We start from the raw sequence: 14044 nt of genomic DNA, 5'->3' as shown, positions 1-14044 counted from the left end.
GTACCTCAGCTCACCCGCGCGGGTTGACGACCGTGTAACCCCGCAGTGAACGCGCGTGCATTCGCGTTGCGTGTCCGCCCGAGTTGGAGTCATAGGCCATCCAGACGTCCCTTCCGAGGTGCTGCTCCAGGATGAAGACATGGCCGCGTCGTGCCGCCACCATTCCCGGCGCCGGCGATGTCCGCGGAAAGCGTAGCCAGTTGGAGGCAAGATTCAATTCCGGCACGATACGACCGAACACGCGCAGGGCCGCGCCACAGCCGCAGAACGACGACGGGCAACCAGCCGGCCTGCCGCCGACGCGAACGCCAGAGATGTTCACCGCCGTAGCGGCGCTACCAGTGTCGGTCACTGTCAGTTGCGTTGAACGATACGCTTGTAGTGAGTCCCGCGAAACTTGCTCGCGGCGCGTTTGCGAATACGAGAAGTCACAGGGCATGGTCACATTGCATCCGGGTGCTTGTGCTTGATGAATGCGATAGGGCCGTGCTTCCGAGGCGACAGAGCTAACGATAACCAGAAGACACGTAGAAACAACTTGCCTGAACATCGCAGGACTCCGAATTGATGGTCCTGCCCCGGGCAATGAGGAACCAATAACAGTTTGGCTGAAATGGGCCTAAACAACGGCCGAAAATGGCTGCATCTGCGCGCCGCTCGCTGTCCAAATGGTAAACGGGCAATTCCACCGTCGTCCGTCACAAAATTGCAAAGCATCCTCGTGATACTGATGGCTTGGCCAGCGCTTTCTTCATCAAGACGCATTTCGAGTGGCTAGGGCCGTCGATAGGAGGCGCGTGCGGCCGCCCCGACCATCGCTCTCATCGCCATTGCGTCAGGCGGAAACCAATGAGCTTGCCACCGCCAAAAATCGATAGCGGGTGGCTTTGATTGTCAGCTCAGATTGATTATCGTGAGGCCTTATTTCAGGAACTACTCATATTTTCAGGAGCACCCATTGTGTCATCGACCATCGAATCGATCGTTTCCGCTTATGTACGTTTGAAGAACCAGCGAGCGCTGGAGGACATGCAGGACCTTCGACGCCAGTTGCTTGGAAACCTGCAGTCTACGTCCAGCATCGATCCCCGTAAGGCTCTCGACGTCGTGCGTGAGGATCTGCGAGTTATCGAGCAAGGGCTGGAGCAACTCCGACCGCAGCCTGGGACGCTGCCCGATACCGAGTGGCGCTAAATTAGTCGCGCCGAAGCCGCCGCTGTTCAGGCAGTCATGGATTCCTTAGCGCTGAGTTTGGCGCGGGATCTCCCATTGCTCGAGGCGATCGATTGACGCCTGCCGTTCGTGCTGGCCTAGCCAAATCGTGAGGAGAACCAGCGCGGCGGCGAGAGCGCCGATGCCGAAATACAGGTTCCTCATGCGCGTTGAATGCGGAGCGCCGAAAATGGTTCCTGCATCGGGCCTTTCAGCGGATGCTACAGGGCAAGATCGGCAATGTTGGACTGAACAGATTCGGAAGGAGCCGGCACACAACCGGTGTCGTCCCGGCCTAGTGCGCAATTGCGCACGGGGGCCGGGACGACGGCGGAGATTGTGGGGCGCGTCCCCATCCGCCTCGTCATTGCGAGCAGCGGAGCAACGAACCAATCCAAACTGTCCCCGCGGAAGAATTCTGGATTGCTTCGCTGCGCTCGCAATGACGCCAGTAGCTACGGCCTGATCGTCATATTCCCCGGTGGCCCCGGCGTGCGCAGCGGCTCGGCGAGCCGCGCGAATTCGCAAAGCAGCGAACGCGTCTTGCGGGGATCGATGATCTCCTCGACCCAGAATTTCTCGGCCGAGCGGAACGGCGAGCGCAGCTTGTTGAGGCGCTCCTCGATCTCCTTAAGCTTGGCGACCCCATCCTCCGCCGCGTCGATATCGGCGCGGTAGGCGGCCTCGATGCCGCCTTCGAGCGGCAGCGAGCCCCAATAGGCCGAGGGCCAGGCGTAGCGGATCGAGAAGCGGTCGGCGGGCTGATGCACCACGCCTGCAACACCGAAGGCGTTGCGCAGGATCACCGTGCACCAGGGCACCGTGGTCTGGTTGACCGCGGCCATGGCGCGGACGCCGTGCCGGATGGTGGCTGACTTCTCCGCATCCAGGCCGATCATGAAGCCGGGGCAGTCCATGAGATAGACGATAGGCAGATGGAAGGTCTCGGCGAAATCGACCCAGCGCACCACCTTCTGGCACGCATCCGCCGTCCAGGAGCCGCCATAGTGAAAACTGTCGCTGGCGAGCAGCAGCACCGCCCTGCCCTCGAGCCGCGCGAGCCCGACGATGATCGGCTTGCCGAAGTTCCTTGCGACCTCGAAGAAGGAGCCCTTGTCGACGACCGACTCGATGATCGGCCGCATCTTGTAGACCTGCTTGCGGTTGCGCGGCACCGCGTTCATCAGCGCTTCTTCGGTGCGCTCGGGATCGTCGGTGCAGGGCAAGGTCGGCGGCAGCTCGTAGACCGACGACGGCAGATAAGAGAGGAAGCGGCGCGCGCAGGCAAACGCCTCCTCCTCGGTCTCGACGGCATGATCGATCGCGCCGGCGCGGGTCTGGATGTCGGCGCCGCCGAGATCCTCCTTCGAGAGATCCTGTCCGAGCGCCTTCACCACAGGCGGCCCGGCGACGAACATCGCCGAGGACTTTGTCATGATGGAGTAATGGCTGGCGGCAAGACGCGCTGCGCCAAGGCCCGCGACCGAGCCGAGGCCGAGCGCAACCACCGGCACGCGGGACAGATTTTCCGTCGTGAAGCGATACCAGCGCGTGCCGCCTATGCCACCCGGCAGATTGGCCGCGCCCTTGGTTTCGATCGTCTTCACCGAGCCGCCGCCGCCGGAGCCTTCGATAATGCGGACGATGGGCAGACGGAAGTCGTGCGCCATCTCCTCCGCCATCAGCGGCTTTGCGGAGATCGACGCATCGGCCGAGCCGCCGCGCACGGTGAAGTCGTCGCCGACCACGACCACGGTACGGCCCTCGACGCGCGCGCGGCCGAACACGCAGTTCGCCGGCGTCACGTGTTTCAGCTCGCCCTTTTGATCGTATTCACCGATGCCGGAGACGGCACCGATCTCGTGAAAGCTGCCCTTGTCGGTCAGCTTGTCGATGCGCTCCCGAACAGTCAGCCGGCCCTGGTCATGCTGTCGCTTGACCTTGTCAACGCCTCCCATCTCCCGCGCGAAGGCTTCGCGCCGAGCGAGCTCGTCGAGTTCCGGCTTCCAGTTCATTCACTCCCTCCGACCTGATGGGCTTGTTGTTGTTTTGAACTGCCATCGCGATCGGCTTGCGTGCGAGACGGTTGTTGAACACATCAGCTTCCGCGCCCTCAAGCAGGCTGCCCAGCGACCTGCCAAGCCCGACCATCAGCGGCGCGACCTCGTCATGCAAACGCTGCTCGTCATACATCGCGGCCAACAGGCCGATCGTGACGACGACGAAGGTCTGGTATTGCGGCGACCACATCGGCACGGCGAGGCCGTTGATGTGCGGGCTCCACAGACCACAGGCCACGACATAGCCATGCTCGCGCAGGAACTGGCGGTTGGCCTCGATGCGAGGCCTCAAGATCTTGGCGGTCTCGGGAGCTTCGCGTTCCATTTCCGCAATCAAGGCATCGCCGACTTCCGGCGCCAGTGCTGCCGTGTAGGCCGCGCCCGCGGCGGTCGACGCCATCGAGATGCGGCTACCGGTCCCCTCATGCAGACCGAGTGCGGACGCCGAGCGCGCGAATTGCAGATAGACGAGATGAAAGCGATCCGGCACGACGAAGCCGACCGTGCCCGGCAGTTGCTCGGCGACCTCCTGGAGGCGCTGGCGGATCATGGAGCGCAACTGGGCGCCCTTCATCATCGAGGCGCTCATCGCCACCGCGCTCGGACCGATGCGATACTTCTGATCGCGCGGCAGGTAAACGAGCTGTCCCATCCGCGTCAGCGTGTGGGTGAGCCGCGACACCGTCGATCGCGGCAGACCGCAGCGATTGGAAATCTCGAGATTGCCGAGTCGGGCCTCATGGCCCTCGAAGCATCGCAACACGTCGAACGCGCGCGAAACCACCTGGATGACATCGCTCTCACCGGCATCACCAGCGAGCACTCCTTGCCTACTCAACCGCTCCGAACGTCGTCCCATTGATCCCTACCGTTTGTTCCGCTCTGCGGAATTAAATTCCACTTGCAGACGAAGCTACCTCAGGCATTTTGCGACGACAACAAAAAGGCGATTGGCATGCCAGATATTAAGATCGTCACCGAGGTTGCAGGACGCGTGTGTGCGATTCCCGTGCAGGTTGGAGGAAGCGTCGCGGATGGCGATGACGTTGCAGTTGTCGAAGCGATGAAGATGGAGATACCGGTGCCCTCGCCTGCGGCCGGCACGATCAAATCGCTTCTCGTGAAACTCGACGATGTCGTCGCCGAAGGCCAGGCCATAGCGATCGTCGCGAGTTGAAACGCACTTCGTGGATATCTTCCGCGACAATCTGTCAGTCCGACTTTCGCATTCGTGGTACGGCGTTGCCATCGCCGATTCTCGATGACATGATCCGCGCCAAGCAAGAACGTCTTCACAACAAGGGGAGACGATTGGAGGGAAACATGCTTCGTGGGCTGCTCATGCTCGCGCCTGCCTTGGTTGCGGGCTTTTCTTTTGCGTCTACACGCTACGCCTCGGCTGAAGACATCAAGCTGCCGCCTAGTCTGACCTTCACCGCCTATGACACCGGAACCGCCGGCTTCAACATCGCGGTCGGCGTCGGCAAGATGATGAAGGATAAATACGGCACCGATGTGCGCGTGCTGCCCGCCGGCAACGACGTCGCCCGCCTCGCGCCGCTGCGCGCCAAGCGCGCGGCCTCGTCGGCGATGGGATCGGGCACCTATTTCGCACAGGAAGGCGTGTTCGAGTTCGGCAGCAAGGAATGGGGCCCGCAGCCGCTTCAGCTCATGCTCTCCACGGTCGACTGCAATTGCGGATCGCTTGGCGTTGCCGCGGATGCCGGCGTGAAGGAGCTCAAGGACCTCAAAGGCAAGCGGGTCGGCTTCGTGGTCGGCTCGCCGGCGCTGAACCAAAACTCGCTTGCCGTTCTCGCCTTCGCCGGTCTCACGAAAGACGACGTCAAGGTCGTCGAGTTCGCAAGCTACGGCGCGATGTGGAAGGGCCTGATCAACAACGATACCGATGCCGCCTTCGGCACCACCATCACCGGCCCCGCCAAGGAAGCCGAGACCTCGCCGCGTGGCCTGGTCTGGCCTCCGCTGCCCGCCAAGGACAAGGAAGGCTGGGCGCGCATGCAGAAGGTCGGCTCGTTCTTCTTCCCGCAGCTTGCGACCTGCGGCGCCGGCATCTCGCCGGAAAAGCCGGTCGAACTCGGCAATTACCCCTACCCGATCTTCGTCGCCTACGCCTCGCAAGCAGCGGATCAGGTCTACGCGATGACCAAGGCGATGATCGTGAACTACGACGCCTACAAGGACTCCGCGCCCGGCGCCGGCGGGCTTGCCGCCGACCGCCAGACCAAGAACTGGGTAGTTCCGGTGCATCCCGGCGCGGTCAAGGCGCTGAAGGAAGCCGGGCAATGGACCGACGCGCAGGAGTCCCACAACAACAAGCTGTTCAAGCGGCAAGAGGTGCTCGCGGCCGCCTGGGCCGACTACGGCAAGTCCAACCCGCCATCGGACGACAAGGCATTCCTCGACGGCTGGATGAAAGCGCGCGCGGCCGCGCTTGCCAAGGCCGACATGCCGAACGGGTTTGATTAGTCTGCAAGAAGCGCAGCCAGCCACCACGCGCGGGGTCGATCATGTCGTCTGTTTCAGTTTCACCCGGCCCGCAGGAGCAAGCCAAGCGGGTCGTATTCGACGACCCTCACGGCGCTGCCGGCAACATGCAGGAAGCCGAGGTGACGCGCGTGCGTACGTTGCGCGGCGCCTGGCGCTGGACGCTGGTGGCTGCGACCGCGGCAACGATCCTGCTCTGCATCAACCAGCAATTCTCGCTGCGCTTCTTCGTCGGCTACACCCAACTCAACACGGAGTACTTCTATCTCCTGATCGCCTTGATGCTGCCCTTCACCTTCCTGATCTTTCCGGGCAGCGAGCGCGCGCCGCTCGACCGGATTCCCTGGTATGACCTTGCGTTCTTCGTCGTGACCTTCGCGGCGGCGCTGCTGCTGATGTCGAACGTGCGCAAGGCGGCTGAAGCCGGATGGGAATTCGGCGGCGCGCCCAACAGCGTGATCGTCGCGGGTCTCGTGATGTGGGCGATGCTGATGGAGGCGCTGCGCCGAACCGGCGGCTGGAGCCTGCTGCTGAGCGTGCTGCCCTTCACCGTCTATCCTCTGTTCGCCGAATCCGCGTGGCTCGGGCCGTTCCGCGGCACGCAATCGACGCTGGAACAGGCGACCGCCTATCACGTGCTCTCGGGCGAGAGCCTGCTCGGCATTCCGATCCAGGCGTTCGCCGACACCGTGATCGGCTTTCTCGTGTTCGGCACCGCGCTGATGATGACGGGAGCCGGCAAGTTCTTCATCAATCTCGCCTTCGCGCTGTGCGGCACCTTCCGCGGCGGCGCCGCGAAAGTCTGCATCTTCGCGAGCGGCCTGCTCGGCATGATGTCGGGCTCGATCATCTCCAACGTGCTCACCGCCGGCACCATGACCATTCCGGTGATGAAGAAGAGCGGTTTTCGCGCCTCCTATGCCGGTGCAATCGAGGCTTGCGCCTCGACCGGCGCGGTGCTGGCGCCGCCGGTGATGGGCGCGACCGCGTTCGTGATCGCACAGTTCCTCAACATCAGCTACGCCGAGGTCGCGGTCGCCGCGATCATTCCGGCCGCGCTCTACTATGTCGGCCTGTTCATGCAGGTCGACGCCTATGCCGCGCGCCACGGGCTGAAGGGCATTCCGCGCGCCGAGCTGCCGCGGGTAATGGATACGATCAGGGACGGCTGGTACTACGTTTTCGTCATCGCGCTGCTGATCGTGATGTTGCTGTACTTCAAGCGCGAGAGCCATGCGCCATTCTATGCCACCGCGCTGCTGCTCGTTCTCAACCAGATCTTCTCCAAGGACACACGCTGGACCGCGGCGACGATCGGCAAGTTCCTCGAGGTCAACGGGCGCACCTTCGTTGAGCTCGTCGGCATCCTCGCCGGCTGCGGCCTCCTGATCGGCGCGTTCTCGATGACCGGCGTGGTGTCGAGCCTTGCCAACGACCTGCTGCGGCTTGCCGGCGACAACGCGTTTCTGCTGCTTGCGATGTGCGCCTTCACCAGCCTGATCCTGGGGCTCGGGCTGACGACGACGGCCTGCTACATCTTCCTCGCCATTCTGGTCGCACCGGCTTTGGAAAAGCTCGGGCTCAACCGCATGGCCGTGCACATGTTCATCTTCTATTGGGGCATGCTGTCGTCGATCACGCCGCCGGTCGCGATCGCATCCTTCGCGGCCGCGGGCATTGCCGGCTCGCCGGCGATGAAGACGGGCTGGGAATCGATGTGGGTCGGCAGCATCATCTATTTCATCCCGTTCTTCTTCGTGCTCAATCCCGCGCTGGTGCTGCAGGGACCAAGCCCGTATCTGCCCGGCCTTGGCCTGATGGCGCTCGCCGCGTTTGGCACGCTATTCATCTGCGGCGGCATCCAGGGCTACCAGGCCTTCGTCGGCGACCTCCGCGGCGCGGGCGCGCTCGAGTGGCCCATCCGCGTGCTGCTGGTGATCGGCGGATTCGTCGTTGCCACGCCCGGCGGCGGGATCATGCCGCTGTCGCAGATGCAGATCACGCTGCTGGGGCTCGCGATCCTGGCGCCGACGAGTTTGCTCGCCCTTCTCCTGGTGCGACGGCAGAGCCCGGTGCCAGACGGGTTGCGCGTGCCCTGATTGCGTTGCACAAAGAGAGGCGATGAAACCGCTATCGCCTCCCGCTTCCGCCTGGACCCGCTCGAAACCGCCCTTGCTGCGGTTTCTGGACAATTGCCTCAGCGAATTCTCCGCCGAGAACTCGGGCGCGGTCGCCGACTACATTCCCGAGCTCGGCAAGGCCGATCCTGCCCATTTCGGGATCAGCCTCGCGACGCTCGACGGGCATGTCTACGAGGTCGGCGACAGCCGGGTGCCCTTCACCATCCAGTCGATGTCCAAACCATTCGTGTTCGCGCTCGCGCTGGACCTGCTCGGCGCGGCACAGGTTGAAAGCACGATCGGTGTCGAGCCCTCGGGCGATCCTTTCAACTCGATCCGGCTCAACGCCGAGAACCATCCGTTCAACCCGATGGTCAATGCCGGCGCGATTGCCTGTACCGGCCTGATCCACGAGAGCAAGGGCGTTGATGCGTTCGAGCAGATCCGCGTTGCGCTCGGCCGCTTCGCCGGGCGCGATCTCGACGTCGACGAAGCCGTCTACGCTTCCGAAAGCCAGACCGGCGACCGCAACCGCGCCATCGCCTATCTTTTGCGCACCAACGCCGTGATCAAGGACAATGTCGCGGCCGTGCTCGACGTCTATTTCCGGCAGTGTGCGGTGCTGGTGACCGCGCGCGATATTGCGGTCATGGCGGCAACGCTCGCCAACCGCGGCCTCAACCCGGTCACGGGCGAGCAGGTGATGACGCCCTATGCAATCGCACGGACGCTGTCGGTGATGACGTCCTCGGGCATGTACGACTATGCCGGTGAATGGATCTACCGGATCGGTATCCCCGCCAAGAGCGGCGTCGGCGGCGGCATTCTCGCAGCGCTTCCCGCCCGCCTCGGGCTCGGCAGCTATTCGCCACGGCTCGACAAGCACGGCAATAGCGTGCGCGGCATCAAGGTCTGCGAGGCGCTGTCCTCGCATTACGACCTGCACATGCTCAACCGCAGCGACGACGCCCGCAACGCGATCATTGCCGACTACGACATCGGCAAGAGCCCGTCGCGGCGCGTGCGACGTCCGCAGGAGCGCGAGATCCTGGCCGCCCGTGAGCACGAGGTGCGGGTGATCGAGCTGGTCGGCACGCTGTCGCTGTCCGCCGTCGACTACGTGTCGCGCCGGCTCGCCGGCGGCCCGCGGCCGCAATTCGTCATCTTCGATCTCCATCGTGTCACCTCGACCACGCGCGCCGGCGCGCGGCTGGTCGCGGAAGCCTTCGAGGAGCTGGCCGCGCTCAACGTCACGGTGATCCTGTCCGGGGTCAAGCGCGCCTCCAGGGAGTGGAATGCTTTGCGGGAATGGACCGCGGAGCTCAAGAACGTCCGCGACTTCTTCCTGCTCGACACCGCGATCGAATGGGCGGAAGACCAGATCGTCTATCGCTACGGCGGCTCGATCGACTTCCACGAGACCACCGAGCTTGCCGAACAGCCGCTGCTCACCGGTCTGAGCGCGGAGGAGCTGACCGATCTGGCTTCGCTCTGCACGATCCGGACCTATCAATCCGGCGCGAAGATCCTCACGACCGGTGATCCCGCCGATGCCCTGTTCTTCCTGCGCAGCGGCGCCGTCCACGTCACGCTGCCGGACGGGGTGCGGCTGGCGACGCTGACCGCGGGCATGGCGTTCGGCGAGATGGCGCTATTGGAGCCGACCCGCTCCGCCGATGTGTTCGCCGACATGGCCGCGACCGCGTTCGAGGTGCCGCTTAGGGATTTCGAACGCTTCCGCAAGCAGCACCCGCGCGCCGGCGAGCGCATCATGCGCAATTTGGCGCAGCTCCTCGCCGATCGCCTGATCGTGGCCAACGCCAAGGTGGACATCCTGACGTCGATGTGAGCGCCAGGTTGCGGCTCAGCGGCTCGCGGCCTCGCTCAGCCGCCGGTTGATCTTGGCTGCGCTTGCCTTGAGCACTTCGGATGGCCTCTGGCCAGTCGCCGCGCACAGGCAAGCCCAGTAGTAGATGACGTCGCCGAGCTCATCGACGAGACCCGCCTGGTCGAGCCAGCTATCACGCAACAGCTTCTTGATGTGTTCGGCGACCTCGCCGGCCTCGCCGGCGAGGCCAAGACCAAGATAGGACAACCGCTCGTTCGACGGATGCTCATCGACTTTCGCAACGCTCGCGGCCCAGGCCGCATATTCATCGATCGTCATCGGCATCCTTGCTGCTCCTTTCGGATCAGCCCACCACTTCCGTGACAGGCTGCAGATCGATCTCGAAGGTCTCGAGAAATTTCGAGGTCATGATGTAGAAGCCGACAGAGAGCTGCAGCTCGACCAGCGCCGCAGGCGTCAACCTGGCGGCGATCGCCTTGAACGTCGCGTCCGTCGGCTTGTTCAGCTTGACGATCTCGTCGGTGAAGGCGAGCGCGGCGCGCTGCGTCTCGTCAAAGCAATTCGCGGCCTGCCAATTTGCGAGCGCCACGTTCTGCTCGTCGGTGACGCCGACATTCCTGCCGATGCGCTTGTGCGCGACGATCTCATACGGCGCTTCGCACAGGATGCCGGTGCGCGTGATCGCGAGCTCGCGCACGATCGGATCAAGCTCGCCCTTGTGCCGAATGGCGCCGCCGAGCCGGCAATACTGCTCAAAATAGCTCGGCGAATGCGCCATCATGCGGAAGATGTTGGCGTGGCGGTTCTTGTCGAGAATCTCGCGGGTGCGGTCGGACGCCTTGGACGGATCGCTGTAGTCGATGCGGGCCATGATTTTCCTGAAGATTTTGCCCGAAGAGCTTCCCTAAGATTTTCCTCGGACTTTCGATGTTTTTGTCGTTGTCGGCGAAAGTTCCGGGAAACTCTATTCGCGCACCGACGCAGGAGCAACATTATCGAGTCAAATTGCCGCCGCATTGCTGATCGACCTTGGCACAGTCGATATTCGCCGCGTGGGGACAAATCGCGGCGAATAATCGAAGTGGGGTGTTCCGAGTAAAAAACAGGACCGTCGATTGCGCAGCGCGCGCAACGATGAATCACGCCCAAGTCTAGGGAGAAAAGGCATGAAGGAAGCCACCAGGAGGGCGGCCTCGGGAGCGTTCGCGCATATGCTGGCGGTAACGGCGATGCTCGTCATCGCCAGCATATTGTTCTACGGGCGCTAGTACTGCGTATCGTCATTCCGGGGTGGCTCTCGCACAAGCCAGACCCAGAAGCCCGTCCAGGTTCGGTCCTTTGGACCGCCCCCGAATGACGAATTCCACTAGGCCCTCTTGGTGAAGAACGGCACGAGCCTTCCCGCAAAGGACTTAAAGCTCGCATCGACCTCGTCGCCGATAGCAAGACCGGACTCGCCATGCGCCATCATGCGAAAACCCTCGGCGCAATCGACCAGCACGATGTTGTAGGGCACGTGCGCGCGCGTCTCGGGCGTGGCGGCACGGCACACCAGCGAGGTCGCATAGACCGTACCCTTGCCGCTCGCGCGCTGCTGGCGCGGTGCGGATGCTCCGCACGCCGCACAGAAGGCGCGATGGAAATACTGCACGGCCCCGCATGAGCCGCAGCGCTGATAGGTGATGGCCTGCTCGCCTCCGGTCCACTCGCCGATTCGCCCGTTGCCGCTCATCGCACCCGCTCCAGGAACATGCTGACATGGGAGGACAGCACGCCGCCGTCGCCGTGGAGGAGCGCAATGGAGGCATCGCGCACCTGGCGGCTCGCTGCCCTCCCCGTCATCTGCAGATGGGTCTCGACCAGATGCGCCATGGCGCCGCCGACGCCGCAATGGCCATAGCTGAGAAGGCCGCCATGGGTGTTGAGCGGCATCGCGCCATCGCGGCCGAAATGGCCGGCGCGCACCCGCGCGGCCGCCTCGCCGCGCTTCGCGAGGCCGAGGTCTTCAAGCAGCATCGCGAGCGTGATCGTAAAACTGTCGTAGACCGCGGCGTAGCGCACGTCCGAGATCGCAAGGCCTGTCGCCTCCCTGGCGCGCGCGATCGAGATCTCGGCGCCGAGCTCGCTCAGGGGCGGCGCCGCCGTGACATGCTGATGGGTGTGAGCCTGGGCGCAGCCGCGAATGCGCACGCCGGCCTCGCCCGTCCGCTCGCGGCTGACGACGAATGCCGCCCCGCCGTCGGACACCGGGCAGCAGTCGAGCAGCTTTAGCGGCATCGCGACCGGCTTCGAGGCCATGACGTCGGCGACCGTGATCGGGTCGCGGAACTGTGCGCCGGGATGTGTGCGGGCGTGCTCGCGCATCAGCACCGCGAATTCGGCGAGGTCCTCTTCGGTCACGCCATATTCGTGCATGTAGCGGGAGGCGACGAGACCATAGTAGGCGGGAATGGTCGGCCCCAGTGGCACCTCGTAGTCGGGATGGCCGACCTGCGCCAGCGCCTGGATCGAGGCATCGCGGCTTTGTCCGGTGAGACGGTTTTCTCCGGCCACCACGAGCACATGCCGCGCGACGCCGGCCTCGACGAGATGATGCGCAAGCATGGTCATCGCGAGCCCCGTCGCGCCGCCAACCTGGACGGCATGGGCGTAAGCCGGGCGAATGCCGAAATGCTCGGCGAACACGGTCGCCAGCATGATATGTGGCGAGACGGTCGAATAGCCGCAGAGGATACCGTCGATCTCCATGCGCTTCAGCCCGGCATCGTCGATCGCGAGCTGGGCTGCCTTGCTCATCAGGTCGAGCGAGGACGAGCCTTCGTGCGTGCCGAAAGACGTGAGGCCGACGCCGGTGATGAAGGTCATGGTATCATCTCTCCGTCGTCATTCCGGGGCACGACGAAGTCGCGAGCTTTGATGCGCAATTGCGCATCTGAGAATCATAACCACCATCGTGAGTGTGGATTCCGGGCTCGCGCCCAAGGGAGCGCGCCCCGGAATGACGGATGAGGACGGATGAGAGTGTCATCGCGTTTCCTCCTCTATTCCGGCGACGAGCGCGTGACACCATCGCGCACCAACGCCGCGATCTCGTCCGCCGCGTATCCGATCTCGCGCAAAATCTCTGCACCGTGCTCATTGAGCCGCGGTGCGAGCCGAACCGGTTCGGCCTCGGTCTCCGACCAGCTCGCAGTGACTTTCATGCTCCGGATCGGACCTTCAGTGGGATGATTCACGACCGGGAAGAAGCCGGTCGCCTCCAGATGCTCATCGTGCAGGATCGACGCGAGGTCGTGCATCGGCATCACCGGCACGTCGGCCCTGGTGAGCAGCTCGATCCATTCGGCGGTCGGGCGAGTCTCGAAGATGCGCGCCAGTTCGGCATAGACGAAGTCGATGTTGGCGGCGCGGCCGGCAAAAGTAGCAAACTTCGGATCAGCCCGCAGATCGTCGCGGCCGGTCGCCTTGAAGAAATTCTCCCACTGCTTGTCGTTGTAGACGATGACGCTGAGATAGCCGTCTGACGTCTTGTAGGGCCTGCGGTCGCGCGAGAGGTGACGGGCATAACCGCCCTTGTCGAGCGGCGGCTCATAAGTGAGCCCACCCATGTGGTCGCCCATGACGAACCCCGCCATGGTCTCGAACATGGGGATATCGACGCGCTGGCCGCGGCCGGTGCGGTCGCGATGCACGAGGCTGGCGCAGATCGCGCCGACCGCGGTTAGCCCGACGATGCGATCGACCAGCGCATTCGGCACGTAGCGCGGCACGCCGTCGCCGGTCTGCGCCATCAGGGCCGGTAGTGCGGTCGCGCCTTGGATCAGATCGTCATAGGCGGGCTTGGCCGCATAAGGCCCGTCCTGACCGAAGCCGAACACACCGGCATAGACGAGGCGCGGATTGATCTCGGAGACGACGTCATAACCGAGTTGCAGCCGCGCCATCGCCTGCGGGCGAACATTGTAGACGAGGACGTCGGCGCGCTCGAGCAGCCGCAGCACGGCCTTCCGGCCGGCGGGCTTCTTGAGGTCGAGGCAGATCGAGCGCTTGCTGCGATTGGTATTGAGGAAGACCGGCCCCATGCCGGCATGCCGCATCGGACCGATCAGACGGGTGACATCGCCCTCAAGCGATTCCACCTTGATGACGTCGGCGCCATAGTCGCCGAGCATCTGGGTCGCATAAGGCCCCATCAGCACGGTCGTCATGTCGATGACCTTGATGCCCTTCAGCGGCCCCATCGTTCACTCCCGATCCGCGCGGGCTCAGTCGCGGCCCGCGATTTCGGTCCAGCTAAC

At 63.8% G+C, this 14044-nt stretch carries 13 protein-coding genes; 5 read left to right on the top strand and 8 right to left on the bottom strand.

Features of this window, described 5'->3' with window-relative positions; all coding sequences use genetic code 11:
• Nucleotides 1-10 precede the first annotated feature (10 nt).
• On the bottom strand, nucleotides 11-352 hold the full coding sequence (locus tag MTR72_RS09835) for a hypothetical protein (protein ID WP_341510331.1): 342 nt from the start codon (nucleotides 350-352) through the stop codon (nucleotides 11-13).
• Nucleotides 353-960: 608 nt separating this feature from the next.
• Here MTR72_RS09835 and MTR72_RS09830 point away from each other — a divergent pair.
• A complete protein-coding gene (locus tag MTR72_RS09830) occupies nucleotides 961-1194 on the top strand; it encodes a hypothetical protein (RefSeq protein WP_280964421.1) in 234 nt (77 codons plus the stop codon).
• A gap of 473 nt (nucleotides 1195-1667) precedes the next feature.
• Here MTR72_RS09830 and MTR72_RS09825 read toward each other — a convergent pair whose 3' ends face one another.
• Both MTR72_RS09825 and MTR72_RS09820 read right to left on the bottom strand, forming a co-directional pair.
• Nucleotides 1668-3227 carry an acyl-CoA carboxylase subunit beta gene (locus MTR72_RS09825; RefSeq protein WP_341510330.1) on the bottom strand — a complete coding sequence of 520 codons (1560 nt, stop codon included), beginning with the start codon at nucleotides 3225-3227 and terminating at the stop codon, nucleotides 1668-1670.
• Nucleotides 3157-4131, bottom strand: coding sequence for an IclR family transcriptional regulator (locus tag MTR72_RS09820; protein WP_280964423.1), 975 nt, complete (start codon nucleotides 4129-4131; stop codon nucleotides 3157-3159). The genes MTR72_RS09825 and MTR72_RS09820 overlap by 71 nt, the downstream gene beginning before the upstream one ends.
• Before the next feature lie 42 nt (nucleotides 4132-4173).
• On the opposite strand from MTR72_RS09820, the gene MTR72_RS09815 reads away from it, so the two are divergent.
• The 4 genes from MTR72_RS09815 (at nucleotide 4174) to glsA (ending at nucleotide 9746) form a co-directional block, all read left to right on the top strand.
• Nucleotides 4174-4449, top strand: coding sequence for an acetyl-CoA carboxylase biotin carboxyl carrier protein subunit (locus MTR72_RS09815; protein WP_280971365.1), 276 nt, complete (start codon nucleotides 4174-4176; stop codon nucleotides 4447-4449).
• 146 nt (nucleotides 4450-4595) lie between these two features.
• Nucleotides 4596-5759: a TAXI family TRAP transporter solute-binding subunit gene (locus tag MTR72_RS09810; RefSeq protein WP_280971366.1), complete on the top strand. Its 1164-nt coding sequence runs from the start codon at nucleotides 4596-4598 to the stop codon at nucleotides 5757-5759.
• Between the two features lie 41 nt (nucleotides 5760-5800).
• Nucleotides 5801-7876: a TRAP transporter permease gene (locus MTR72_RS09805; protein WP_280964425.1), complete on the top strand. Its 2076-nt coding sequence runs from the start codon at nucleotides 5801-5803 to the stop codon at nucleotides 7874-7876.
• A gap of 22 nt (nucleotides 7877-7898) precedes the next feature.
• Nucleotides 7899-9746, top strand: coding sequence for a glutaminase A (gene glsA, locus MTR72_RS09800; RefSeq protein ID WP_280964426.1), 1848 nt, complete (start codon nucleotides 7899-7901; stop codon nucleotides 9744-9746).
• Between the two features lie 15 nt (nucleotides 9747-9761).
• Here the strand turns inward: glsA and MTR72_RS09795 are convergent, their stop codons facing one another.
• From MTR72_RS09795 to MTR72_RS09775, 5 genes are all read right to left on the bottom strand, one after another.
• Nucleotides 9762-10064: a nucleoside triphosphate pyrophosphohydrolase family protein gene (locus MTR72_RS09795; protein ID WP_280971009.1), complete on the bottom strand. Its 303-nt coding sequence runs from the start codon at nucleotides 10062-10064 to the stop codon at nucleotides 9762-9764.
• 25 nt (nucleotides 10065-10089) lie between these two features.
• Nucleotides 10090-10617 carry a carboxymuconolactone decarboxylase family protein gene (locus tag MTR72_RS09790; RefSeq protein ID WP_280964427.1) on the bottom strand — a complete coding sequence of 176 codons (528 nt, stop codon included), beginning with the start codon at nucleotides 10615-10617 and terminating at the stop codon, nucleotides 10090-10092.
• 495 nt (nucleotides 10618-11112) lie between these two features.
• Nucleotides 11113-11478 (bottom strand): Zn-ribbon domain-containing OB-fold protein, encoded by a 366-nt coding sequence (locus MTR72_RS09785; RefSeq protein ID WP_280964428.1) that lies wholly within the window; start codon nucleotides 11476-11478, stop codon nucleotides 11113-11115.
• On the bottom strand, nucleotides 11475-12611 hold the full coding sequence (locus tag MTR72_RS09780; protein ID WP_280964429.1) for a thiolase family protein: 1137 nt from the start codon (nucleotides 12609-12611) through the stop codon (nucleotides 11475-11477). Before MTR72_RS09780 ends, MTR72_RS09785 begins: the two co-directional genes overlap by 4 nt.
• A gap of 176 nt (nucleotides 12612-12787) precedes the next feature.
• The gene (locus MTR72_RS09775; RefSeq protein ID WP_280964430.1) at nucleotides 12788-13987 is read right to left on the bottom strand and encodes a CaiB/BaiF CoA transferase family protein; all 1200 of its coding nucleotides are present in this window, start codon (nucleotides 13985-13987) and stop codon (nucleotides 12788-12790) included.
• Nucleotides 13988-14044 lie beyond the last annotated feature (57 nt).

The organism is Bradyrhizobium sp. ISRA442 (genome assembly GCF_038085055.1).
Classification (GTDB): domain Bacteria; phylum Pseudomonadota; class Alphaproteobacteria; order Rhizobiales; family Xanthobacteraceae; genus Bradyrhizobium.
The sequence above is the reverse complement of the archived record's forward strand: the minus strand, read 5'-3'. Positions and strand labels throughout refer to the sequence as shown.